The 22,555-nt window shown below is 29.8% G+C and carries 29 protein-coding genes; 17 read left to right on the top strand and 12 right to left on the bottom strand.

The window, feature by feature from the left end; genetic code table 11:
* Positions 1–25: 25 nt before the first annotated feature.
* The 7 genes from hisC to ELQ11_RS03210 are packed head-to-tail and all read right to left on the bottom strand — an operon-like array spanning position 26 to position 6,330.
* Positions 26–1,120 carry a histidinol-phosphate transaminase gene (gene hisC, locus ELQ11_RS03180; protein ID WP_002870739.1) on the bottom strand — a complete coding sequence of 365 codons (1,095 nt, stop codon included), beginning with the start codon at positions 1,118–1,120 and terminating at the stop codon, positions 26–28.
* A complete protein-coding gene (gene pheA / locus ELQ11_RS03185) occupies positions 1,110–2,183 on the bottom strand; it encodes a prephenate dehydratase (protein ID WP_070239982.1) in 1,074 nt (357 codons plus the stop codon). The genes hisC and pheA overlap by 11 nt, the downstream gene beginning before the upstream one ends.
* Positions 2,177–2,938: an HAD-IIA family hydrolase gene (locus ELQ11_RS03190; protein ID WP_126264463.1), complete on the bottom strand. Its 762-nt coding sequence runs from the start codon at positions 2,936–2,938 to the stop codon at positions 2,177–2,179. Before ELQ11_RS03190 ends, pheA begins: the two co-directional genes overlap by 7 nt.
* A gap of 1 nt (position 2,939) precedes the next feature.
* On the bottom strand, positions 2,940–4,148 hold the full coding sequence (lysA, locus tag ELQ11_RS03195) for a diaminopimelate decarboxylase (RefSeq protein WP_070282957.1): 1,209 nt from the start codon (positions 4,146–4,148) through the stop codon (positions 2,940–2,942).
* Positions 4,149–4,191: 43 nt separating this feature from the next.
* Positions 4,192–5,250, bottom strand: a complete 1,059-nt coding sequence (locus tag ELQ11_RS03200) for an LptF/LptG family permease (RefSeq protein ID WP_126236939.1) — start codon at positions 5,248–5,250, stop codon at positions 4,192–4,194.
* A 1-nt stretch (position 5,251) separates the two neighbouring features.
* A complete protein-coding gene (gene pth, locus ELQ11_RS03205) occupies positions 5,252–5,797 on the bottom strand; it encodes an aminoacyl-tRNA hydrolase (protein ID WP_002857525.1) in 546 nt (181 codons plus the stop codon).
* Positions 5,794–6,330: a 50S ribosomal protein L25/general stress protein Ctc gene (locus ELQ11_RS03210; RefSeq protein WP_002791314.1), complete on the bottom strand. Its 537-nt coding sequence runs from the start codon at positions 6,328–6,330 to the stop codon at positions 5,794–5,796. Before ELQ11_RS03210 ends, pth begins: the two co-directional genes overlap by 4 nt.
* Positions 6,331–6,461: 131 nt before the next feature.
* Here ELQ11_RS03210 and ELQ11_RS03215 point away from each other — a divergent pair, with 131 nt between their 5' ends.
* The 3 genes from ELQ11_RS03215 to bioD are packed head-to-tail and all read left to right on the top strand — an operon-like array spanning position 6,462 to position 7,732.
* Positions 6,462–6,800 carry a multidrug efflux SMR transporter gene (locus tag ELQ11_RS03215; RefSeq protein ID WP_002870735.1) on the top strand — a complete coding sequence of 113 codons (339 nt, stop codon included), beginning with the start codon at positions 6,462–6,464 and terminating at the stop codon, positions 6,798–6,800.
* 2 nt (positions 6,801–6,802) lie between these two features.
* On the top strand, positions 6,803–7,117 hold the full coding sequence (locus ELQ11_RS03220) for a multidrug efflux SMR transporter (protein ID WP_002794052.1): 315 nt from the start codon (positions 6,803–6,805) through the stop codon (positions 7,115–7,117).
* Between the two features lie 9 nt (positions 7,118–7,126).
* On the top strand, positions 7,127–7,732 hold the full coding sequence (gene bioD, locus ELQ11_RS03225; RefSeq protein WP_044779543.1) for a dethiobiotin synthase: 606 nt from the start codon (positions 7,127–7,129) through the stop codon (positions 7,730–7,732).
* On the opposite strand, the gene ELQ11_RS03230 is transcribed toward bioD, so the two are convergent.
* Positions 7,719–9,002 (bottom strand): adenosylmethionine--8-amino-7-oxononanoate transaminase, encoded by a 1,284-nt coding sequence (locus tag ELQ11_RS03230; protein ID WP_070252445.1) that lies wholly within the window; start codon positions 9,000–9,002, stop codon positions 7,719–7,721. The genes bioD and ELQ11_RS03230 overlap by 14 nt on opposite strands.
* Before the next feature lie 67 nt (positions 9,003–9,069).
* Here ELQ11_RS03230 and ELQ11_RS03235 point away from each other — a divergent pair, with 67 nt between their 5' ends.
* Genes ELQ11_RS03235 through ELQ11_RS03265 form a run of 7 tightly spaced genes read left to right on the top strand, consistent with a single transcriptional unit; the run spans position 9,070 to position 14,243 of the window.
* The gene (locus ELQ11_RS03235; protein ID WP_070252446.1) at positions 9,070–10,212 is read left to right on the top strand and encodes a pyridoxal phosphate-dependent aminotransferase family protein; all 1,143 of its coding nucleotides are present in this window, start codon (positions 9,070–9,072) and stop codon (positions 10,210–10,212) included.
* Entirely contained in the window at positions 10,209–10,820 is a 612-nt protein-coding gene (locus ELQ11_RS03240) for a pimeloyl-ACP methyl esterase BioG family protein (protein WP_070252447.1), read from the top strand. The genes ELQ11_RS03235 and ELQ11_RS03240 overlap by 4 nt, the downstream gene beginning before the upstream one ends.
* Positions 10,817–11,503 (top strand): malonyl-ACP O-methyltransferase BioC, encoded by a 687-nt coding sequence (gene bioC, locus ELQ11_RS03245; RefSeq protein WP_070252448.1) that lies wholly within the window; start codon positions 10,817–10,819, stop codon positions 11,501–11,503. The genes ELQ11_RS03240 and bioC overlap by 4 nt, the downstream gene beginning before the upstream one ends.
* A 50-nt stretch (positions 11,504–11,553) precedes the next feature.
* Entirely contained in the window at positions 11,554–12,303 is a 750-nt protein-coding gene (gene modA / locus ELQ11_RS03250; protein ID WP_002870729.1) for a molybdate ABC transporter substrate-binding protein, read from the top strand.
* A complete protein-coding gene (locus ELQ11_RS03255; protein WP_002861084.1) occupies positions 12,300–12,701 on the top strand; it encodes a molybdenum-pterin-binding protein in 402 nt (133 codons plus the stop codon). The genes modA and ELQ11_RS03255 overlap by 4 nt, the downstream gene beginning before the upstream one ends.
* On the top strand, positions 12,694–13,368 hold the full coding sequence (gene modB, locus ELQ11_RS03260) for a molybdate ABC transporter permease subunit (RefSeq protein ID WP_070243313.1): 675 nt from the start codon (positions 12,694–12,696) through the stop codon (positions 13,366–13,368). The genes ELQ11_RS03255 and modB overlap by 8 nt, the downstream gene beginning before the upstream one ends.
* Positions 13,365–14,243 (top strand): sulfate/molybdate ABC transporter ATP-binding protein, encoded by an 879-nt coding sequence (locus ELQ11_RS03265; protein WP_070252449.1) that lies wholly within the window; start codon positions 13,365–13,367, stop codon positions 14,241–14,243. Before modB ends, ELQ11_RS03265 begins: the two co-directional genes overlap by 4 nt.
* Here ELQ11_RS03265 and ELQ11_RS03270 read toward each other — a convergent pair.
* Complete coding sequence (locus ELQ11_RS03270; protein ID WP_002870726.1) at positions 14,240–14,467, bottom strand: helix-turn-helix domain-containing protein; 228 nt, start codon at positions 14,465–14,467, stop codon at positions 14,240–14,242. The two genes, ELQ11_RS03265 and ELQ11_RS03270, sit on opposite strands and share 4 nt — an antisense overlap.
* A 127-nt stretch (positions 14,468–14,594) precedes the next feature.
* On the opposite strand from ELQ11_RS03270, the gene ELQ11_RS03275 reads away from it, so the two are divergent.
* Together ELQ11_RS03275 and traT are read left to right on the top strand one after the other, a co-directional pair.
* A complete protein-coding gene (locus ELQ11_RS03275; protein ID WP_002861080.1) occupies positions 14,595–15,107 on the top strand; it encodes a hypothetical protein in 513 nt (170 codons plus the stop codon).
* A gap of 9 nt (positions 15,108–15,116) precedes the next feature.
* A complete protein-coding gene (gene traT, locus ELQ11_RS03280) occupies positions 15,117–15,893 on the top strand; it encodes a complement resistance protein TraT (protein WP_044779551.1) in 777 nt (258 codons plus the stop codon).
* Here the strand turns inward: traT and ELQ11_RS03285 are convergent.
* Genes ELQ11_RS03285 through surE form a run of 3 tightly spaced genes read right to left on the bottom strand, consistent with a single transcriptional unit; the run spans position 15,890 to position 18,067 of the window.
* Positions 15,890–16,639 (bottom strand): OXA-184 family class D beta-lactamase OXA-638, encoded by a 750-nt coding sequence (locus tag ELQ11_RS03285; protein ID WP_044779552.1) that lies wholly within the window; start codon positions 16,637–16,639, stop codon positions 15,890–15,892. The two genes, traT and ELQ11_RS03285, sit on opposite strands and share 4 nt — an antisense overlap.
* Positions 16,636–17,301, bottom strand: a complete 666-nt coding sequence (locus tag ELQ11_RS03290; protein WP_134225142.1) for a ThiF family adenylyltransferase — start codon at positions 17,299–17,301, stop codon at positions 16,636–16,638. Before ELQ11_RS03290 ends, ELQ11_RS03285 begins: the two co-directional genes overlap by 4 nt.
* The gene (gene surE / locus ELQ11_RS03295) at positions 17,291–18,067 is read right to left on the bottom strand and encodes a 5'/3'-nucleotidase SurE (protein WP_044779553.1); all 777 of its coding nucleotides are present in this window, start codon (positions 18,065–18,067) and stop codon (positions 17,291–17,293) included. Before surE ends, ELQ11_RS03290 begins: the two co-directional genes overlap by 11 nt.
* Positions 18,068–18,546: 479 nt before the next feature.
* Here surE and ELQ11_RS03300 point away from each other — a divergent pair, with 479 nt between their 5' ends.
* The 5 genes from ELQ11_RS03300 (at position 18,547) to greA (ending at position 22,551) form a co-directional block, all read left to right on the top strand.
* Complete coding sequence (locus tag ELQ11_RS03300; RefSeq protein ID WP_044779554.1) at positions 18,547–19,347, top strand: RICIN domain-containing protein; 801 nt, start codon at positions 18,547–18,549, stop codon at positions 19,345–19,347.
* A 15-nt stretch (positions 19,348–19,362) separates the two neighbouring features.
* A complete protein-coding gene (locus tag ELQ11_RS03305; RefSeq protein WP_044779555.1) occupies positions 19,363–20,169 on the top strand; it encodes a cytolethal distending toxin subunit B family protein in 807 nt (268 codons plus the stop codon).
* 14 nt (positions 20,170–20,183) lie between these two features.
* Positions 20,184–20,756 (top strand): cytochrome c oxidase subunit IV, encoded by a 573-nt coding sequence (locus tag ELQ11_RS03310; RefSeq protein ID WP_044779556.1) that lies wholly within the window; start codon positions 20,184–20,186, stop codon positions 20,754–20,756.
* A 203-nt stretch (positions 20,757–20,959) separates the two neighbouring features.
* A complete protein-coding gene (lpxB, locus tag ELQ11_RS03315; protein WP_072223998.1) occupies positions 20,960–22,054 on the top strand; it encodes a lipid-A-disaccharide synthase in 1,095 nt (364 codons plus the stop codon).
* Positions 22,055–22,065: 11 nt separating this feature from the next.
* Complete coding sequence (gene greA / locus ELQ11_RS03320; RefSeq protein ID WP_002851733.1) at positions 22,066–22,551, top strand: transcription elongation factor GreA; 486 nt, start codon at positions 22,066–22,068, stop codon at positions 22,549–22,551.
* Positions 22,552–22,555: the final 4 nt, after the last annotated feature.

Below are 22,555 nucleotides of genomic sequence, written 5' to 3' on the forward strand. Positions count from 1 at the left end.
TCACATATTTTTATTTGATTTATATCTATCTTAAAATCTTATCAAATTCTGTAAAAAATCTTTCATTTTCATAAGATGTTCCTATAGTAATGCGTATAGCATTTAAACCATAGCTTTTTAAATTTCTTATTATTATACCCTTTTTAAGCAATTTTTCAGACAAATCTGTACTATTTTTTTCATCAAAAAAATAAGTGATGAAATTTGTATAACTATCAATGATTTTGATATTATGTTTTTTAGCAAATTCTTTATAAAGCTCCATTTGAGAAAAATTATTCTCTAAAGTTTTTTCAGTAAATTCATCATCATCCATTGCTGCAACTGCTGCTTTTAAAGCAAGATTGCTCACATTAAAAGGCGCACGAAGCTTGTAAAATGCACTAATAATACTAGCATCAGCTATGCCATAACCAATGCGTAAGCCTCCTAATCCATAAAGCTTAGAAAAAGTTCCCAAATAAAGTACATTGTCAAATTCTTTAATCAATTCACAAGGTTCTAAATGTTTTTTGCTATCTTTAAAACTTGCAAATTCATTATAAGCTGCATCAATCACAACTAAACAATCCTCCTCCACACCTTTAATAAATTTGGTCACTTCACTTGCATCCAAACACTCGCCTAAAGGATTGTTTGGCAAGCATAAGAAAATGAGTTTAATTTCATCTTTGTGCGTTTCATAAAGCTTTTTAAACTCATCTAAATTATGAGTAATGCTTTGAGTTTTATAGCACTTTGCACCGCATTGTTTGGCGTAAATTTCATACATAGCAAAGGTAACTCCAGCTTGCAAAAAAGTATTTTTAGAATTTAACTTAGCATGTATAGCAAATTCAATCACTTGATCACTGCCTGCACCGATAATAATATTTTCATTTTGAACTTTGTATTTTTGAGCCAATGTGCTTTTAAGTTCTATCATACTATCATCAGGGTAAAGATGGGCTTTGTTTGCATTTTGTCTTAAACATTCTATAGCTTTTGGTGGCGTGCCAAAAGGATTTTCATTACTTGCTAATTTTATCACTTCTTTAACGCCATATTCTTTAGCAATAACTTCTATATCTTTGCCGGGTTCATAATTGCTTAAATGATTTAAAAATTCATTAAATTTCATCTTTCTCTCCTGATAAATAAGATCCAAGCCAAACAATCTCTTGTATATCTTTTAAAGCTTTTTTTACATTTTCATCATCAATATGCCCTTCAAAATCTATATAAAAACTGTGTAAAAATTCTTTTGATTTTACAGGACGAGATTCAAGCTTGGTAAGATTGATATTTTCTTTTTTAAACTGCTCTAATAAAAAGCTAAGCCCCCCAGGTTTATGTGCTGTGTGTGCTAAAATAGAAGTTTTACAATTTGGCATTTTAGGATTTTTAATATCGCTTAAAATTAAAAATCTTGTTTTATTGGCTGCATTATCTTCTATTTTATCAAAAAGCACAGGCACATTATAAAGCTTAGCCGCTATTTTAGAGCAAATTGCTGCTGCATATTTATCTTGCGAAGCTAGATAAGCCGCATTAGCTGTAGATTTTGAAGGAACAAATTCTATAGCACTAAGTTCATGACTTTCTAAAAATTTACGACATTGATTATAACCTTGTGGATGCGAATAAATACGTTTGATTTCTTTTAAATTTTCATTAATTCCCACAAAAGAATGATGAATATCCATATAAATTTCACCAAAAATTTTAAGCTCATTATACCTACCTAGACAATCTAAAGTAATACCTACTGCACCTTCGGTATTATTTTCTATAGGCACAACACCGTATTTTGCTTCTTTGTTGCTTAACTCTTTAAAAACATCTTCGATATTAGCCAAGGCTATATAACGACTCATCGCTCCAAAACGACTTCTTGCTGCTTGATGAGTATAAGTTCCTTCAGGCCCTAAATAAGCTATAGTTTGAGGCATTTCTAAATTTCTTGAAACTGCAAAAATTTCTTGATAAATTGCCTCTATGGCATTTTGATCTAAAAGTCCTAAATTTGCATTTTTTAAACGATTGATAATGGCTCTTTCGCGCTCAGGACGATAAATACTTCCCCCGCTACTTTGTTTAAGCTCGCCTATGCTTTTAACATAAGTCATTCTTTCGTTTAAAAGTTCTAAAATTTTATCATCAACCGCATCGATTTTATTTCTAAATTCTTCTAAATTTAGCATTTTAGCTCCTTTAAAAACTCAAAAACACTAGGATAAACTCCATCAAGCAAATCCGTATCAAGCCCTTTTGTGTCGCTTATTTTGCCGCTTAAAACTAGTAAGGTTTTCATGCCGAGTTCTTTTGCCTTAAGCAAATCTCCTCTAAAATCATCACTAATGATTTTAATATCTTCAAAATCGATTTTTGAATTTTGTCTTCTTATCAAATTTAAAGCTTCTTTATAAAAAGCAATGCTAGGCTTACCCACAACCTCGTATTTAAAATCAATAGCATTTTTAAGCATAGCCATAATGCTACCTACACCAGGATAAGGCCTGCCATCTTTTTTATAAATGCTAGTTTCGTGCATAGCTATAAACCTAACTTCTCTTCTAGCAAATTCTATCATACTAGCAAAATCTGCAAATTTAAAATCATCATAACTAGCTACAAGCACAGCACTAGGATTTACAAAATCGAGCTCAAAACCAAGATTTTCAAGACTTTTTACAAACTCATCTGCACCAAAAGCCGCAACTTTACAAGGTTTTAAAAGGTGTTTTAAAACGCTAAAAGGATCAATATAAGCATTTTCTTTTATAGCCAATCCTTTTTGCTGTAATTTTTCTAAAAAATCAAGTTTTTTTGTATTGTTAGTAATAATAACATAAGGAAGATTTTTTGCATTTAAAAAATCGATCAATTCTTTAGCGCCATGGATTAAACTCTTATCATGATCAGAAATTAAAGTCCCTTGAACATCCAAAAAAAACATTTTAAGCCTTTAAAAATTTCTCTTCTAAAGCGATTTGATCTTCAAAATTTTCTCTTTGACGAATCAATCTTACCTGTCCTTCTTCGAGGGCTAATTCGCAAACTTTATTACGAGTATTGTAATTACTACTCATGCTAAAACCATAAGCTCCAGTATTTTTAATAACCATTATATCACCACTTTGAGTGCTGGGTAAAGACCTTGCTTTAGCAAAAAAGTCTCCACTCTCACAAATTCCGCCCACAACATCACATAAACTCTCTTGAGCTTGATTATAAGGTAAGATTATTTCATGATAAGCCTCGTATAAACTTGGGCGTATAAGATCATTCATCGCTCCATCTACTACAACAAAACGCTTGGTTTTATTTTGTTTTTCATAAAGCACCGAACAAACAAATTCTCCACTTTTAGCAACTAAATACCTTCCAGGCTCCATTCCTATAGTTAAATCAAGCCCATGAAGTTGTGCTAATACACCTTGTGCATAATTATAAAGATCAACTTCACACTCATCTTTTTCATAAGCCACACCCAAACCACCGCCTATATCAAAAAATTTAAGATCGATTTGCAAGGCTTTTAACTCTCTTACAAGTTTTGCAACGATGCCTGCTGCTTCATGAATGGGAGAAATATCTAAAAGTTGCGAACCTATATGAAAATGTACTCCAACGGGCTCTAAAAAAGATGAATTTTTTGCATAAAGATACATTTTTCTTGCTATATCAATTTCAACACCAAATTTATTTTCATTTAATCCTGTAGAAATATAAGGATGGGTTTTTGCATCAACATTTGGATTAACACGAATACTGATTCTTGCTTTTAGATTAAGTTCTTTAGCTACACTTTCTAAAAGCATCATTTCAGCTTCGCTTTCAAGGTTAATATATAAAATATCATATTCTAAAGCTTGTCTTAACTCTTCTTTGGTTTTTCCTGCCCCGCTAAAAATAATCTTATAAGCTTTTGCTCCTGCTTTTAAGGCACGCTTTACCTCGCCTATACTCACACAATCAAATCCACTATCTAAATTTGCAAGCATTTGCAACAAACTTAAATTTGAATTGGCTTTTACAGCGTAAAAAATTTGAGATTTTCTAGCCTTAAAAGCCTCTTTGAGATTTAAAAAACGCTCTTTTATGAAATCAAAATTGTAAATATAAAAAGGAGTATTAAATTCTTGCTTTAATTGTTTATAATCCATATTTAACCTTTAATTTTTATAATTTTACTACACAAAGCTTAATTTATCGATGCTTATAATACATATAAGCACTTAAACAACCCAAAATTATAGTAGGCGCTACAATGCCAATTTCACTTGCAATCACACTATTTTCGCTTAATCTAGTAAGCAAAAACAAGACTCCCCAAATCATCAAAGTCGCTACAAAAGCTATAAAAGTTACAAAAGCAAGATTAAAAAATCTTGCTATTACAGGAAAAAAATAATACATAATAAGCATTAAAAATGGTGCAAAAAAAGGAGTAAAAACAAATTTATAAAGATTGATTTTAAGAGCATCTGTATTGACATTTTGTGCTTTAAAAAGCTCAAAACTTTCAAGTGCATCAGATATTGAATAATCACTATTACTAGCAACCCCTTCTATAATCTTTGGTTTAAAACCCTCAAGTGATTTAAGCTCGGAGAAATCTTGTATTTTTAAACCATCATTAGCAAGTTCATAGTTTTTAGGTAATAATGTAATATTACCATCTCGCAAAATCCAACTTTCACCTTCAAAATGGGCATTTTTAGCACTTACAAAAGAGCTTAAATTTAAATCATTGATATTAAAAATTTTTATATTTTGAGCACTATTTTGTCCATTGTTTATCTTTGAAATATAAACAAAATTATTGTTAAATTTCAAAAACACTTCTCCACTTTGATTCATAATAGTGCCATTTTTTAAAATATTTCTCTTATAATCATTTGCATAAGCAAAAGAAGTAAAATTCAATCCTATATAAACACAACAAAAAAATAAAGCCCATAAAAAAGGAAATAAAATAACATAATTTCTGCTCAGTCCTAACGCATAAAGACTTACAAATTCATTTGCTCTGATCATAGAAATCAAAGAAACTACCAAGGCAAAAATCAAGGAAATGGGTAATACATAAGGCACTGCCGAGAAAGATAAAAACATAACATAAAGCAAATCAAGATTTGCGGCTTTTGGTAGATCTTTAAAATTTAAGAGCAAATCAATACCGCAATAAAAACCAAGTAAAGAAAAAAATATAATAAAAAAATTTTTTAGATAAATCCCTGAAATAAAACGAAAAAATATCCACATCTTAAGCCTTTAGGCTGTATTTGGATGATATAGCAGACAAATCATCATTTTCAATAAGCTCAAGCAAAGCTTTTTTTGTATGCTCTAAAACTTTGCTTAAGGTTATTTCTTCTTCGGATTTAAATTTACCTAAAACATGGGAAATCACATTTTCACCCTTTCCCACTCCTATACGCACTCTTTCATAATCATTTCCACATAAAGTATCTATGCTTTTAAGCCCATTATGTCCACCACTTGAACCGCCTTTTTTAAAGCGCAAGGCTCCTAAATTTATATCTATATCATCATGGATAACTATCATTCTTTCGCATTTATAAAAATCATTCACTGCTTTTACACTAAGTCCTGAATTATTCATATAAGTGCTAGGTTTAAGAAGAAGTAAAGAAGAACCTATTTTAAAAAGTTCTCCTTTAAATTTAGAGTTTGTAAGATTTGTAAAATTGCTTTCTTTTAAAAGCAAGTCAATTAGCATAAAACCGACATTATGACGGGTATTTTCATACTCTACGCCTATATTGCCAAGCCCTACGACTAAAATCATCTAGCTTTTTCTACGCCTACAACCGCTACTCTATCAGCATCAATCATAGTTACTCCCGCAGGAACTACAATATCACGAACAAGTAAAGCATCACCCACATCAAGTTTACTTACATCAAGTTCGAAGAAATTTGGTAAATTTTCAGCTGCACATTTTACTTTTAATCTTCTTTTTGATTGGATTAAAACACCTTTATTTTTAAGACCTATAGCTGTTCCTGTGATTTTAACTGGAACCATGTATTTAGAAATCACACCTTTTTGTGCAACTTTTAAATCCACATGTTTAAGTTCTGCAGTTACAGGATCTTTTTGATAATCCACAACTACAACGCTTAAAGTTTGAGAACCTACTTTTACATCAAAAATTAAAGTAGTTTTTTTACGAACTTCTTTAATAAACTCATTTACTTTAAAAGCGGCATTGATGTTTTCTAATCCTTTTCCATAGATGTTTGCAATTAGATAACCATCTCTTTTTAAAGCTTTAGCAGCTTTTCTACCGATACTCTCTCTAACGATACCTTCTAACATCTTTTGTCCTTTCTTAAAAAATGAGCTTCGATTATATCTAATTTTGGCTTATGGAAAAGTAAATTTATAGCTTCTTTTAATTTCTTTAAGATATAATTTGTTTTATAAATTATGTTAATTTAAGGCTTCATGTGAATGAAAAATTCAATATCAATATAGCTTGGTTTTTAATAATCTTAGGTGGGATTATAGAATGCTTTTGGGTAAGCGGACTTAAATATTCTACAGAAATTTGGCATTATATTTTAACAGCCATTGGAGTTTGTATTTCTTTTACTTGTTTTTTAAAAGCTTGTGAAAGACTTGAAGTAAGCATTACTTATAGTGTTTTTGTAGGCATTGGCACTATAGGAGTGGTTTTAAATGAAATGTTTATTTTTAACGAGGCTGTTTCTGTAATTAAACTTGTGCTTATAGCGATTTTACTTTTAAGCATTATAGCCCTTAAATGGGTAAGCAAGGAAGCTTAGTTATGGAATGGTTTTATTTGTTTTTAGCTACTGCTTGTGAAATTTTTGGTGTGGTGATCATGAAAGAACTTGTGAGCACTAAAAACAAGCTTTACCTTTTGGCTTTGATAGTGTGTTTTGGATTTTCTTTTACTTTTTTAAGCTTAAGTATGCAAAATATCGCTATGAGTGTTGCTTATGCTATATGGACAGGAGCTGGAACTGCTGGTGGGGTAATGATAGGAGTACTTTTTTATAAAGAAAGTAAAAGTTTTTTAAAACTTTTTTTAATCGCTGTGATTATTGCTTGTACAGTAGGTTTAAAATTTCTTTCTTAAGGATTTTTTGTGCAAATTTATGTGAGTGGAATACATACTGATGTAGGAAAAACACATTTTAGTGCAGCTTTTTGCGCGAATTTTAACTATGATTATTTTAAACTCATTCAAGCAGGAACTCCAACAGATAGCGAGTTTATTGCAAAATTTAGCCCAAAAACAAAGGTTTTTAAAGAAGGTATTTTTTTGCAAACTCCAGCTTCTCCTCATCTTGGAAAAATCAAAGAAAAGCTTGATTATAAAGCCTTAGATATTATTTTACCAAAAAGTGAGAACCTACTTATTGAGCTTGCGGGTGGGCTTTTTTCTCCTATGGATGAAAATTACACTATGATTGATTTTGTAAATATTTTTAAACACCCTACGATTTTAGTAGCAAAATACTATCTTGGAAGTATTAATCATATTTTACTTAGCATTGAAGCTTTAAAGCAAAGAAATATCAATATTTTAGCTCTTGTGATGATGGGTAAAAAAGATATCTTACAAGATGATTTTATAAAAAATTATGCAAAAATTCCCATAATCAATCTTGATTTTTTTGATGAAAATAGCATTTTAAATGAAGATTTTAAAGAGCAAATGCAAGAAATTTTACAACTTAAAATTCATTAAAAATCTGCTCTAAACTTTCCACCACATAAACGATTTGTTCTTTTGTGATGATGTAAGGAGGCATAAAATAAATCGTATTTGCTAAAGGTCTTAAAAGCAAGCCTTTTTCTAAGGCTTTTTGAAATACAAAAAGTCCCATGCGTTCGTGTTTATGGCTTAAAATATCAAAAGCACTAATCATTCCACAAGTTCTAAAATTTCCTAAAAAATCAAATTTTTTAAGTTTGGAAAATTCTTGCTGGATAAAGGTACTTAAAATTTGATTTTTTTCTAAAATATTTTCATTTTCAAAGATATCTAAAACCGCATTAGCTGCTGCACAAGCTAGAGTATTTCCTGTATAACTATGAGAGTGTAAAAAGGCTTTTTGCTCACTATAGGGTGCATAAAAGGCATTATAAATTTCATCCTTTGTAAGCACTACAGAAAGAGGCATAAATCCTCCTGTAATTCCCTTTGAAAGACAGATAAAATCGGGGCTTTGTTTGCATTGATGTAAGGCAAACAAAGTGCCTGTGCGTCCAAAACCCACTGCAATTTCATCAAAAATCACTTGCACATTAAAATCATGGCAAAGCTTGATCGCTTCATCAATAAAACCAGCTTCATACATGTGCATATTTCCCGCACATTGCACCAAGGGTTCAAGTATTAAAGCGCAAATTTCATTCGAGTGTTTTTCTAAAATATCTTTTAAAATTTCAAGCTCTTTAGTATAGTCTTTGCCTTGTGGCACAGGAGTGCTTAAACACTCTAAAAGCAAGGCTTTGTAAGTATCTTTATATAGCGCAACATCGCCCACGCTTAAAGCCCCTAAGGTTTCACCATGATAGGAATTGCTTAGGGATAAAAATTTATTTTTTTTCAAACCTTTATTTAAATGATAATGAAAACTCATCTTAAGTGCTACTTCAATGGCACTTGAGCCATTATCCGCATAAAAACATTTATTAAAATCACACCCCACTTTTTCACAAAGCCTAGCCGAAAGTTTGATGATAGGCTCATGTGTAAAACCTGCTAAAATCACATGTTCAAGCTCATCAACTTGTTTTTTAATGGCATTTGCGATTTTTTCATTACAATGACCAAAAAGATTTACCCACCAAGAACTCACGCAATCCATATAAGCTTTATCATCAAAATCATAAAGCCACACGCCTTTTGCTTTTTTTATAGGGATTAAAGGCAAGGTTTCGTGATCTTTCATTTGTGTGCAAGGGTGCCAAATGTGTTTTAAATCGAGATTTTTTAAGATTTGATTTTGCATTATAACTTCTTTTTTAAAAATATTTTGGCAAAATAATACTTTAAATTTTTAAATTTACAGGAAAAAAATGAAGCTTGAAAAAATTTTGCAAGATCTAGAGCAAAATCACAATCTAAGAACTCTAACGCCTTTAAAACATGAAAATAAATTTGTTTATAAGCAAAATCAAAAACTTTTAAATTTAGCAGGAAATGATTATCTTTATTTGGCGTCTTCTAAAGAGTTAAAAGCTGAGTTTTTAAATACCTTAAAAGAGCAAGATTTGTTTTTTTCAAGTTCTAGTTCAAGAAGTTTGAGTGGAAATTTTGAAATTTATGAAGAATTAGAAAGTTTTTTAAAGACTAAATTTAAAGATAAGGAAATTTTACATTTTAATAGTGGCTATCATCTAAATATCTCTTGTATAGCAGCACTTTCTAGCGTTTCTAAAACGCTTTTTTTAGCCGATAAATTAATTCATGCAAGTATGATTGATGGCTTAAGACTTGGCAGGGCTGATTTTTTTCGTTTTCATCATAAAGATATGAATCATTTAGAGAGTTTAATCCAAAAACATTATGATAAATATGAAAATATCATCGTTTTAAGCGAAGCTTTGTTTAGTATGGATGGAGATTTTAGCGATTTTAAAACTTTGTGTGAGCTTAAAAAACATTATGATAAAATTAAGCTTTATATAGATGAAGCACACAGCGTGGGTTGTTTTGATGAAGAAGGTTTGGGGCTTGTTAAAAAACTAGCCTTAGAAAATGAAGTGGATTTTTTGGTTTTTACCTTTGGAAAAGCCATTGCTTCCATGGGTGCTTGTATAATATGTGATGAAAAATATAAAAAATTTTTCATCAACAAGGCTAGAGCTTTTATTTATTCTACAGCCTTGCCACCTATTAATGTAGCTTGGACGCAATTTATTTTTAAAAAAATACCTTGTTTTAAGAAAGAAAGAGAAAAATTAGAGCTTTTAAGTACTTTTTTTAAAAGTAAATTGCAAGAAAAAAATCACACTGTTTTAGGTGATGCTTATATTATTTGCTTGCTTTTAGGTGAAAATAAAAAAGCCTTAGAAATTTCACAAAAACTCCAAAAAGCTGGATTTTTTGCTCCTGCAATCAAAGAACCTACCGTGCCAAAGAATACAGCCAGAATTCGTTTTTCTTTACACGCAGGACTTAACACAGAAGAACTTGAAAGGATAATAGAGCTTTTATGAAATATGAATTTTTATGTAAAAATCCTGATTCAAAAAAACTTATAGCGATATTTGGGGGATTTGCTTCACATCCTAGTCATTTTTCGCATTTAAAAAGCGATAAAAATGTGATTTTATTTTATGATTATGAAAATTTTGATTTAAATTTTGATTTCAAAGCTTTTGATGAACTTTTTTTAATCGCTTTTTCTATGGGAGTTTGTGTGGCAAATAGACTTTTAAAAGAGCTTAATTTTAAACAAAAAATAGCCATAAATGGCACAAATTTAGGCATAGATAAATCAAAAGGAATTCATCCTGCAATTTTTAAAAAAACGCTGCAAAATTTTAAATTAGAACATTTTAAAGAGGCTTTATTTAAAGAACGCAAAAGCTTAGCCAAAGATTTTATTTTTAAAGATGAAAAAGTTTTGAAAATAGAGCTTGAAAAACTTTTTGACTTTGCTTTAACAAAACAAGAAGAAAATTTGCTTTGGGATAAGATTTATTCAAGTAAAGAAGATGAAATTTTTCCGCCAAATGCCTTGAAAAATAGTTTTAAAAATTTGATTTTTTTAGATGAACCGCATTTTGCTTTTTTTCATTTTAAAATTTGGGATGAGCTTTGAATTTTTTAAAAGCAAAAGATTATGAAAAACATGCAAAAGTGCAAGATTTTATGGGTTTAAAACTTTGTGAAATTTTAAAAGATTTAAAAATTTCACATTTTGAAAAAGTGTTTGAATTTGGTTGTGGCAGGGGTGAATTTAGCAAAAAACTTCAAAATTTCATTACTTTTGATGAGTATTTAAAAAACGATATTTTAGACTTTAAAGAAAATTCTAATATTTTAATTTTTGATATGAACGAAATTGCAAAACAGGATTTAAGTAAAGAGAAATTTGATCTTATTGTTTCAAATGCAACTTTGCAATGGCTTGATTTAAAACGCATTTTACCAAGTCTTAGGGATATGCTAAATCAAAATGGGATTTTACTTCTTTCTACTTTTGCAGAACAAAATTTAAAAGAAATCAAACAAAGCACGGGTTTTGGTTTAAAATATTTTAGCTTAAATGAATTAGAGCAAATTTTTAAAGTCTATTTTAATGAGGTAAAAATTACTCAAGAACTCATAGAATTAAGCTTTGATAATGCTTTAGATGTTTTTAGACATTTAAAATTAAGCGGGGTAAATTCTTTAGGATTTTATCCTTTAAATAAAAGCTTTTTAAAAGAATTTGAAGAAAAATTTCAAAACAAACTCACTTATCATCCTGTATTTATTTTATGCAAAAATGATATAAAATGAATTTTTTGTGTTATAATCCAAAAATTAAATTTTTACACAAGGAAAACTAAATGAAAAAGTTTATAGTATTTTTTGGGATTTTGTTTTTTGTTTCGTGTTTAAATGCGCAAAATTTAAGCATTTTCGTAGCTTCTTCAGCTTCAAAGGCGATGAGTGAAGTTAAAGATGAGTTTTTGAAAACACATCCAGAAGATAAAATAGAATTGGTTTTTGGTGCTTCTGGAAAATATTATGAACTTTTAAAACAAGGAAGAGAATTTGATCTCTTTTTTTCAGCGGATACTAAATATGCTAAGGCTATTTATGATGATAAAAATGCCTTAATAAAGCCAAAAGTTTATGTTTTAGGAGTTTTGGCTTTGTATAGTTTGGATGAAAATTTACTCCAAGGAGGCGTTGAAAATTTAAAAGAAAAGGCAGGTAAAATCACGCATCTAAGCATAGCCAATCCTAAAGTAGCTCCTTATGGAGTAGCAGCTAAAGAAGTGCTTGAAAATTTGGATTTAAATGAGCTTTTTAAGGATAAAATCGTTTTAGGTGAAAATATCTCAGTGCCTGTTTTACATGTAGATAGTAAAAATGCAGATATAGCTATAGTGGCTTATTCTTTAGTTTCTCCTATCAATCATCCTAAGGGTAAGGCTGTTATAATTGATGCAAAGTATTTTAGCCCTTTAGAGCAAAGTTATGTTATCACAAAATACGCTAAGGATAAAAAATTAGCCTTTGAATTTAGCGAATTTATTGGCTCTTCAAAAGCAAAAGAAATTTTCAAAAAATACGGATTTAGCACACCATGAACCTTATAAAAGGACAAATTTGTGAACTTTTAAATCAAGAGGATATAGTTATTGTTAAAATACTTTCTAAAGAAGTGATTTTTAGTGTTTTAATGCTTGAATTAAAATCTTTAGAAAATTTAAAAATTGGCGCGAGTGTAGAACTTCTTTTTAAAGAACATGAGCTTTGTTTTAGCACAAGTAAAACTCTTTTAAGTGTTGAAAATTCTTTTTTAGCTAAAATTACAAAAATTAAAAAAGGCGAACTTTTGTATCAGGTATTTTTTGATTTTAAAGGTAATGAGCTTTCTAGCATCATCACCAAAGAAAAAGCCTTAGAACTTGAACTTTGTGAAAATCAAGAATGGCTTTGTTTTGTAAAAGCAAATGATATTGTATTAAGGAGTCATAGTGCTTGATTCAGCTTTTTTACAAACCCTTTATCTTACTTTTAAACTTGCTTTTATCACGACTTTTATCCTTTTTTTTATCGGTGTATTTTTAGCTTATTTGTTAAGTTTTGTGCGTTTTCCTTTTAAAACAATCCTTCAAAGCTTTATTTCTTTGCCTTTGATTTTACCTCCTAGTGTTTTGGGATTTTATTTGCTTGTAACTTTTTCGGCTAATAGTTTTTTAGGGCAAGTTTTAAAAGAATATTTTAATCTTTCTTTGGTTTTTAGTTTTGAAGGTCTTGTTTTTGCTTCTTTGATCTTTTCTTTGCCTTTTATGGTAAATCCTTTGCAAAGTGCCTTTTCATCGATCAATCCAAATTTGCTCGATGCTTCTTATAGTTTAGGTAAAAGTAAAATTTATACTCTTTTTAGAGTGATTTTACCTAATTCTAAAGCAGGAATTTTTAGTGCTTGTGCGATGAGTTTTGCCCATACTGTGGGTGAATTTGGAGTCGTGATGATGATAGGAGGACATAAACAAGGTGAAACTTTAGTAGCTAGTATAGCTATTTATGATGAACTTGAAATCTTAAACTATAGCTTGGCACATCAATATGCTTTTATATTGTTTATTTTTTCTTTTTTAGTGCTTTTTAGTCTTTATTTTGTCAATAAAAAAATGAGTTTTCAATGATAAAAATTGATATCAATCATCCTATGAATACCGCCAAAGGAAGACTGGATTTAAATTTTAAAAAAGATATAGAATCAGGAAAAATTACTGCACTTTTTGGCGAAAGCGGAGCAGGAAAAACCACTCTTTTAAAAATCATAGCAGGACTTATAGAGCCTAAATTGGGGCGTATAGAAGTAGATAATGAACTTTGGTTTGATTCTTCAAAAAATTTTAGTTTAGCTTTGCAAAAAAGAAAAATTGGTTTTGTTTTTCAAGATTATGCACTTTTTCCAAATATGAATGTAAAAGAAAATATCGCCTATGCCGCTAGTTCTAAGACAAAGATTAGTGAGCTTTTAGCCTTAATGGGTCTTGAAAATTTGGCTAAAATTTATCCTAAACATTTAAGCGGAGGACAAGCGCAAAGAGTGGCCTTAGCAAGAGCTTTAGCAAGGGAACCAAAAATTTTGCTTTTAGACGAGCCTTTGAGTGCTTTGGATTTTAAAATGCGCGCCAATTTACAAGATGAATTGGCTAAAATTTTAGAATATTTTAAGATAAGCACTTTATTAGTCAGTCATGATCTAACTGAAATTTATAAGTTAAGTCATAGAATTTTAGAGCTTAAAAATGGAAAAATCATTAAGGATTTTCCTAAAAATGAATTTTTTACTCATTCAAGTATTAGTGCAAAATTGCGTTTGAGTGCAACTTTGCTAGAAATTAAAAAAAGTGATATTTTAGTGGTTTTAACCTTGCTTTTAAATCAAGATATTATTAAAATCACTCTTAGTGAAGAGGAATTTTTAAAAGCTTATCAAGATATAAAAATCGGCGACACTCTCATACTTTCAGTAAAAGCTTTTAATCCTATTATTGTTGGAAAAATTTAAGGCATTAAGTCTTTGATGTCTATACCAAATTCTTTAGAAATTTGATAAAGATGAGCAAGATTATAATTTGCTCCATGTTTTCTAGTTTCTATTTTTGCAATATAATTTGGTGATTTATGTCCTAAAATGCTAGCAAGCATTAGCTGAGATATTTTTCGCTTTTTTCTTTCTTTTTTAACTTTTTCTACAATTTTATTAAAAAAAATATCTAATTCTTGTTCCAATTTGAATACCTAAATTGTTATTTTTAGAATGATAAAAAAGCAAGTGTAAAATAACAAACACTTATAAGTGTTTGTTAAGCTTTAAGTCTTTATAATTGATTTTTCATTTTTTAAAAAGGAGTTAATTGTGAAAAAAATATTTTTATTTTGCATTTTTTACACTACTGTTATATTTGCAAATCCCATGCCTTTTGGCTTAGAACTTGGTAAAGCTAATTTCGATGAAGTTGTAAAAAAATATCCGAACTTTTCAAATGCTGGTACTAGTATTTACACAGGGGGTAAGATTATTGAAGTAAGTTCAAGTGATTTTGAGCTTGAGGGTTTAAAAGATAAAGTTCTTTTTATTTTTGATAAAGAAAATAGATTAACACTAGTGCAATTAAAATTTCATAAAGATCGTTTTAATGATATTTTATCTTCGCTTTCAAAATATAAAATTATCAAAAAAGAAGTACCTTATGTAGGTAATCGTTATGTAAAATTACAGGATGGAGATTGTAAAATAGAACTTGAATCACCTCATTTAAGTTTTGAGATGTATTTAACTTATAAAACTAATCAATTTGAAAAACTTTATAAAGACTATATCAAAAAAGAAGAACAAGAACGCAAAAATAAACAAAATTCTATACTTTAAGGAGAAATCATGAAAAAATCAATTTTTAAAATCACATTAAGTAGTGTTTTGGCAGCTAGTTTACTCACAGGTTGTTTAACAACTACTTTACAAACTAATGCAACAATGAGTCAAAGTATTTTTCTTGATCCTGTGGCTAAGGAAAAAAGAATTGTATTTTTAAATATCAAAAATACAAGCGGACATGATGTAAATTTAGAACCTAAATTAAGAAGTGCTTTGGAAGCTAAAGGATATAAAGTTATAGATGATCCTGATAAAGCAAATTATATTTTAAGTACTAATATTTTATATTGCGATAAAAAACAAGAAAATAATGCTGTAGGCGGTGCTGTTGCAGGAGGTGCTACGGGTGTGGCAGTTAGTGGCTATAATGGCGGCGGTGCAGGAAGTATGGTTGCTGCAGGTGCTGCAGGTGCTTTAGTAGGAGGACTTTTAGGAAAACTTACCGAAGATACAATTTGGCAAATGCAAGTAGATATTAATATCAAGCAAAAAGCTGATGGTAAAGTTTTAACTTCTAGTGGTAATGTTAGCGGACAAGCTAGCGTAAGAGATTCCCAAAGCTCAGGCTTTTTAAATAGCTTTGGCGGAAATGTTCGCAGTGATAAAGTAGGACATTTAAGTTCAAATCAAATCAATAATACACAACAAACTTATGAAGGCAAATATATAGAAAAAAATACTATTATTTTTGCAGAAGCTGTGAAAACAGGACTTAAACTTCCTGAAGCTACGCCTATTTTAGAAGATAAAATTGCAAATCAGATTGCAGGATTATTTTAATTTGTTATGATTGCTAGATATTTTTCTAGCAATTCTTCTCTTATTTTAATATTTTTAATGTCCTTTATATCAACATTTAAAGCAAAAGATAAAATTTTGTTTTCAGTCTTTACAAATCCAACAATCCAAGCTAAATTGATATTATCATTAAAACCTGTTTTAGCATAAATTTTTTGGATTTTATCTTCCTTAAAAAGAATAATTTCTTTAACTTCTTCTTGACTTTTTTTGGAAAAAGGTAAAGAATTTTGCGAAAGTTTAAAAAGCAAATCAGCTTGATTTTTTGCAGAAATTTGTAAAGAATTATCGAGCCAAAAGGTATCGATTTTTGAAATTTTTGCATTTCCATAAGAAAGTTTATTTAAGCTTTCTTGCATGGTTTTAAGTCCTATTTTTCTTGCCAATTCTTTAAAAGCAGGCACTTGAGAGCGTTTTATAGCTGAGCTTAAACTAGCATCTTGTTTCCAAGAGGGCAAAAATACTTTTTCGCCCTTATAATGATAAAAAATTTCCTTTGTATCTCTAACTACACCATTATCAAGTGCAATTAAAGCATTAAAAATTTTAAAAGTTGAAGCAGGAGAAAAGGCTTGTTTAGCTCTTTTAAAATCATTACTTGCATAATTTTTTCCATCAAAGACTATAAAAGTCCCACTTGTATTACAATCTTTAAAAAAATTACCAAGTATTTTATCCTCTCCAATGGCTATATTCAAAAACAATATAAATACAATAAAATTTCTCATTGCTCTTTATATTTTGATAAGACTTTTCTCATTGCTAAACTTGCTAAAGCCAAACCAAAAGAAGCTGTCACACCCATAAAAGAACCTAAATCTTTACAATGTGCTTCTTCATCAGAAAATACCACATCAAAATTTCCCTTAAAGCCTGATTTTCTAAGTTCATAACGAAATTTTTTCGCTAAAGCATCACCGTGAGTTTTAAAAATACTTGTAGTTTTAATGCGTGTTGGATCAAGCTTTCTAGCTCCACCTGTTGAAGAGATAAAAATTTGTTTTTTAAAATCTATAAGATGAGCCAAAGCTACTTTTGCAGGGATATCATCAATGGCATCTATGATAAGATCAAACTCGCTTAAATCAAAATTTTTTAAAAAATTTTCATCGATTTTACTGACTATACTTTTAACCTTATAAATTCTTTCAAATACTTTAGCCTTTTCTTCGCCTATATTTTCGCTATGAATTTGGCGATTTTGATTGGTAATTTCAAATTTATCCGCATCGATTAAAGTAAGGTTTTTAAAACCACTACGATAAAGCGCATCAACGCAAATTCCACCCACTCCACCAAGTCCGCAAACCAAAACTTTTGTTTGTGAAATTTTTTGAAATTTTTCTTCTCCAACTAGCCATTTTATACGTGTAAATCTATCATTCATCATTTGCCTTTAACCATTTTTTAACTTTTTTCATTCTTTCATAAGCTGTAAGATCCAGCATTATAGGTGTTATTGTAGCGTAGCCTTTTTTAAGTAAGGCAATATCGCTATTTTTCTCATCTTCAAAGTCTAAATTCGCCGCTGCAAGCCAATAGTACTCCACTCCTCGTGGATTGACATTTGAATGGGCTTCAAAATTATAAACCCTTTTGCCTGCTTTACAAATTTTAATGCCTTTGATTTTTGATTTTGCAGGAAAATTGATATTTAAAAATTCTTTTTTTTCCAAAGGAAAACCTTTATCAAAAATATTTTGAATGATTTTTTTGGTAATTTTTAAAGCATTTTTATAGTCTATTTCTTTTTCGCTTTTTTTATAAAATTGAGAAAGAGCGATAGCAGGAATTCCTTGTAAAACCGCCTCCATAGCTCCTGCGCAAGTTCCTGAGTAGGTAATATCTTCACCTACATTTGCTCCTTTGTTAATCCCACTGATTACAAGATCAGGCAAGCGTGTTTTATAAAGTGCGTGAAGTGCAAGATAAACACAATCTGCAGGAGTGCCATCATCAAGTTTGTAAAATCTTTTTCCTACTTTAACAAAACGCAAAGGTTTGGTTAGGGTTATGGAGTGTGAACAAGCTGATTTTTCACTAGCAGGAGCTACTATGGTGATCTTGGCTTTAAATTCTTTTTTTAACATCTTAATGAGTTTTTTAAGTCCTTTGCTCTCATAGCCATCATCATTAGTGATAAGAATTTCTTTCATTGCTTTTCCTTATTGGATATTTTAACATAAAAAGCTTTAAGAATAAATACAAATAAAGCTATATAGAAATGTTCTTTATAATTAATTCTTTTATTCTCAACTCAATAAAGTAATTCACAATTAACTTAATTAACTTAATTTTTATTATTTAGTCCAATCTACACTTTAGAATCACGATTTTAATCGTAACTCTTCTAGTGTTCAAATATTTTGAATTCCATACTCATTTATATTTTTATTCTTAAAAACTTAAAATTCCATAGTTTAAATTTTAATAATAAAAAAACTTTTTTATTATTAAAATTAATTTTCATTATTGATGTTAATATATTTTTTTTATAACTATAATTTTTCCAAAAAATTAAAATTTTATTCTTTTATAGAAGACAATTATTTAATCTTAAATTATAATTTTTTATATATTTTTAAAATTATATTATTATACTTATCGACATCTTAATTCACTTTAAGGAGAAAAAATGCAAAAATTTCATTCTATGATAGTATTAAGCTTATTATTGATATTTTTTATCGGATGCTCTTCTAAAGAGCTTAATCCTCTGGGACGATCTTACGGTGATTTGCATGATAGCGATCCACTTAAAATAGGAAAAACACCTACAATACCAGCCAAACAAGAAACTCCTGCTTTAGTTGATGGTTCAGATTTGATACCAAAAGATGTTCCTTTAGAACCACCTGTAATAAAAACAAATACTTTTAAAGGTAATGATTTTGTTAAAGGACCTTCGCCTAGATTACAATCAAATGGAAAATTTAATGATGCATCTGTATATGAAAATAGAGGATATCCTAGTGATTTTGTAACCATAATGGGTCCATCAGGAGCAGCTTTAACTGTATGGGCTTTAAGACCGGGAAATTGGATATGGGGCTATACTTTATATTCAAGTATACCTTTTGGCGATGCAAATGTCTGGCAAATCATAGAATTTCCTCAAAACAAAGTTATGATTAAAAACGTTAAGACGCTTACATGTCTCAATGCTTATGGCGAAGGGGTTGTCCATTACCCTTGTGATCAAAGCAATTTTGCTCAATTTTGGATATTATTTCCTATGAGTAATGGTGCTTATCAAATTTATAATTACGCAACTCAAAAATGCATTCAAACACCTATAAATGATGTAATGAAAGAATTTGATTTTAGTTATTATAAAATATTTCTTACTGATTGTTTAAAATCAGGAGAAAAAAATTTAGATAGACAGTGGTATATAGCACCGCCTACTTATGCTACTCATAGTCCCTATAGATAAATTTTGGAGTTAATTATGAAAAAAATATTATTGATTATTTTAAGTATCAATTTGAGTTTTGCTTCTTTAGAAGATTATAATGTTGGAACATGGAATTTACAAGGTTCTTCAGCATCAACAGAAAGTAAATGGAATATTAGCGTTAGACAACTTGTTACGGGAAGCAATCCTATGGATGTCTTAGCTATTCAAGAAGCAGGTGTTTTACCATCCACTGCAGTAATGACACAAAGACAAGTTCAGCCTGTTGGGGTGGGTATTCCTATCCATGAATACGAATGGAATCTAGGAACCTTATCTCGTCCTAATTCAGTTTTTATATATTATTCAAGAGTTGATGTAGGAGCAAATAGAGTTAATATGGCAATAGTAAGCAGAAGACAGGCAGATGAAGTAATTGTATTACCTCCTCCAACCGTTGCTTCAAGACCTATCATAGGAATCCGTATTGGCAATGATGTATTTTTCAATGCACATGCTTTAGCAAGAGGAGGAAATGATGCAGGTGCTATAGTTACTGCTGTTGATATGCATTTTAGAAACATGCCTCAAATTAATTGGATGATCTTGGGAGATTTTAATAGAAATCCAGGCTCATTAGCATCTTTATTAGATCGAGGATTAAGGGATCGTATATATTTTGTTTCTCCTGCTTCTTATACTCAAGCAAGCGGCGGTGTTCTTGATTACGCTGTTACAGGAAATTCTGATACAACCAGAAGATATACTCCCCCAGCTATACTAGCCATACTAGCTGCTGCTGGACTTAGAACGTTTTTAGCTTCAGATCATTTTCCTGTGAATTTTAGAAAATTTTTTTAATATAAGGTGTTGTTATGAAAAAAATTGTTATTTTAATATTAGTTTTATTAAGCTTATCTAAATCTATCGAAGAACCTGGCGATTTATCTGATTTTACACCAATGTTTGCTATTAGATCCTTACAGACAGGAATTAGTTTAAGCCCTTTTAGAGAGACTTCGGAAGATTTAAAAGACCAAAATTGGATCTTAAGAGAAATTATACTTAGCGATGAATTAAAACAAAAAGATGAATTAGGAGAATTGTTACACTTTGGTTATGTGCAATTTGTAAATCCAAACGATGATGATATTTGTTTGGCAATACTAGAAAGTGGTTTTTTTGGAGGGAAATCATGCAAACAAGATTTAAAAGATGGAAAGTTAGAAACTATATTTTCTATTATGCCAACAACTAGCTCAGCAGTTCAAATAAGATCTTTAGTTGAAGGTGGAAGAGAATGTATGAAAATATTTTACAACCCAAATGTTCCAATAGAAAAACGTTTTGGTATACAACCATGTACTTTAGATCCAGCTTTATTTTTAGATTTAAACGAATTAATGTTTTTTACTCCAGCTATTATAGAAGCAACCCCTATTTATTAATTACTTGCAAGCAAGCTAAAATAATAAGCTTGTGAGTAATTAAAATATTTAATAAATCGATGCAAAAAATAAATAATTTTCAAAAAATACTACTGGAGAAAATAATAAACCTTCATATACACTTTTAGCGTGTATTTTTCCACAACTTCTTTTAATTAAGCCGAAATAAGATAAAATGTTTAAAATATTGATAAGGAAATTTTTTGAAAACCTTTTTAGTTTGTGCTTTAGAGCCTTCAGCAAATTTGCATTTAAAAGAAGTTTTAAAAGCTTATAAAAAAGATTTTGGCGAATTTGAAATTCATGGGATTTATGATGAGAGCTTATGCAAAGAATTTGATCTAAATTCTAAGCCACTTTATAGCTCACATGAATTTAGTGCTATGGGTTTTATAGAAGTTTTACCTTTGATTTTTAAAGGAAAAAAAGCTATAAAAGAACTTGTAAATTTAAGTTTTACTCAAAAAATAGATGGGATTTTATGTATAGATTCGCCCGCTTTTAACATACCTTTTGCAAAGGCTTTAAAAAAAACAGGTAGTAAAATTCCACGCATTTATTATATTTTGCCTCAAGTTTGGGCGTGGAAAAAAGGTCGCATACCTATCATAGAAAGTCATTTTGATATTTTAGCTTCTATTTTACCCTTTGATAATCAGTTTTTTAACAAAAGCACTTATGTAGGCCATCCGCTTTTAGATGAGATAAAAGAATTTAAAAATAAAGAAGACATTAACAATATACTTTTAAAAAAAGATGATGAAAAAACTATAGCCTTTTTACCAGGTTCAAGGCGTAGTGAAATTAGGCGTTTGATGCCTATTTTTAAAGAACTTTCTCAAAAATTTAAGGGTGAAAAAATTCTTTGTGTTCCCCCATTTAATCTTGAAAAATTAGAAATTTATGGTGATATTAGTGAATTTAAAATAGAAAGTAACACTCCAAAAGTGCTTAAAAAAGCTGATTTTGCCTTTATTTGTAGTGGAACGGCTACTTTAGAAGCAGCTTTAGTGGGAACTCCTTTTGTTCTTGCTTATAAGGCAAAGGCTATCGATATTTTTATCGCAAAACTTTTTGTAAAATTAAAACACATAGGACTTGCAAATATTTTTTGTGATTTCGCTGGAAAAGAAGCTTTAAATCCTGAATTTTTACAAGATAAAGTCAATGTTTTAAATTTATATGAAGCTTATAATAAATATGATTATAAGGCATTTTTTGCTAAAGTTTATTTTTTAAAAGAATATTTACAATTTGGAAGTGCTAAAAATTTAGCAAAAATCCTAAGCGAAATATAAAAGGATAAATTATGCAAAAAGAACCAATGAGTCAATTTGGCTATGATAAGTTAGCCGCAGAATTAAAAGATTTGAAAGATAATCAACGTCCCGCTGTTGTAATAGAAATCGATACAGCAAGAAGTCACGGGGATTTGAAAGAAAATGCGGAATACCATGCTGCAAGAGAAAAACAAGCTTTAATTGAAAGTCGTATAGCAGAGCTTAGTGACTTGCTAGCAAGAGCTCAAGTGATCGATCCTTCAAGCTATGAACATGATAGTGTGAAATTTGGCTCAAGTGTTGTGATCATGGATTTGGATACAGAAAAAGAAAGCAAATATACTCTAGTAGGAATTTGCGAAGGAGATTTAGATAAGGGTTATATTTCCATCGCATCTCCAATAGCAAAAGCTATGCTTGGAAAAAAAGAAGGAGATGATTTTAAAGTGCGTTTGCCAAAGGGTGAGAGTGAATTTGAAATCCTTTCTATAAATTATGAGCCTTTGAAATTTTAAGGAT

The sequence above is a fragment of the Campylobacter sp. US50a genome, assembly GCF_004379015.1.
Taxonomy (GTDB): Bacteria; Campylobacterota; Campylobacteria; order Campylobacterales; family Campylobacteraceae; genus Campylobacter_D; species Campylobacter_D jejuni.

Excerpts from the sequence above, each read along its gene's own strand:
- pth (WP_002857525.1), bottom strand. The coding sequence starts at position 5,797 with ATGATTTTAGTCGTAGGGCTTGGCAATATAGGCGTAGAGTATGAAAAT.
- ELQ11_RS03290 (WP_134225142.1), bottom strand. The coding sequence starts at position 17,301 with ATGATGAATGATAGATTTACACGTATAAAATGGCTAGTTGGAGAAGAA.
- greA (WP_002851733.1), top strand. The coding sequence starts at position 22,066 with ATGCAAAAAGAACCAATGAGTCAATTTGGCTATGATAAGTTAGCCGCA.
- ELQ11_RS03265 (WP_070252449.1), top strand. The coding sequence starts at position 13,365 with ATGATAAAAATTGATATCAATCATCCTATGAATACCGCCAAAGGAAGA.
- pheA (WP_070239982.1), bottom strand. The coding sequence starts at position 2,183 with ATGCTAAATTTAGAAGAATTTAGAAATAAAATCGATGCGGTTGATGAT.
- ELQ11_RS03220 (WP_002794052.1), top strand. The coding sequence starts at position 6,803 with ATGGAATGGTTTTATTTGTTTTTAGCTACTGCTTGTGAAATTTTTGGT.
- ELQ11_RS03210 (WP_002791314.1), bottom strand. The coding sequence starts at position 6,330 with ATGTTAGAAGGTATCGTTAGAGAGAGTATCGGTAGAAAAGCTGCTAAA.
- ELQ11_RS03200 (WP_126236939.1), bottom strand. The coding sequence starts at position 5,250 with ATGTGGATATTTTTTCGTTTTATTTCAGGGATTTATCTAAAAAATTTT.
- ELQ11_RS03190 (WP_126264463.1), bottom strand. The coding sequence starts at position 2,938 with ATGTTTTTTTTGGATGTTCAAGGGACTTTAATTTCTGATCATGATAAG.
- hisC (WP_002870739.1), bottom strand. The coding sequence starts at position 1,120 with ATGAAATTTAATGAATTTTTAAATCATTTAAGCAATTATGAACCCGGC.
- lysA (WP_070282957.1), bottom strand. The coding sequence starts at position 4,148 with ATGGATTATAAACAATTAAAGCAAGAATTTAATACTCCTTTTTATATT.
- ELQ11_RS03310 (WP_044779556.1), top strand. The coding sequence starts at position 20,184 with ATGAAAAAAATTGTTATTTTAATATTAGTTTTATTAAGCTTATCTAAA.
- ELQ11_RS03305 (WP_044779555.1), top strand. The coding sequence starts at position 19,363 with ATGAAAAAAATATTATTGATTATTTTAAGTATCAATTTGAGTTTTGCT.
- traT (WP_044779551.1), top strand. The coding sequence starts at position 15,117 with ATGAAAAAATCAATTTTTAAAATCACATTAAGTAGTGTTTTGGCAGCT.
- ELQ11_RS03300 (WP_044779554.1), top strand. The coding sequence starts at position 18,547 with ATGCAAAAATTTCATTCTATGATAGTATTAAGCTTATTATTGATATTT.
- surE (WP_044779553.1), bottom strand. The coding sequence starts at position 18,067 with ATGAAAGAAATTCTTATCACTAATGATGATGGCTATGAGAGCAAAGGA.
- ELQ11_RS03255 (WP_002861084.1), top strand. The coding sequence starts at position 12,300 with ATGAACCTTATAAAAGGACAAATTTGTGAACTTTTAAATCAAGAGGAT.
- modA (WP_002870729.1), top strand. The coding sequence starts at position 11,554 with ATGAAAAAGTTTATAGTATTTTTTGGGATTTTGTTTTTTGTTTCGTGT.
- ELQ11_RS03285 (WP_044779552.1), bottom strand. The coding sequence starts at position 16,639 with ATGAGAAATTTTATTGTATTTATATTGTTTTTGAATATAGCCATTGGA.
- ELQ11_RS03240 (WP_070252447.1), top strand. The coding sequence starts at position 10,209 with ATGAAATATGAATTTTTATGTAAAAATCCTGATTCAAAAAAACTTATA.
- ELQ11_RS03230 (WP_070252445.1), bottom strand. The coding sequence starts at position 9,002 with ATGCAAAATCAAATCTTAAAAAATCTCGATTTAAAACACATTTGGCAC.
- ELQ11_RS03235 (WP_070252446.1), top strand. The coding sequence starts at position 9,070 with ATGAAGCTTGAAAAAATTTTGCAAGATCTAGAGCAAAATCACAATCTA.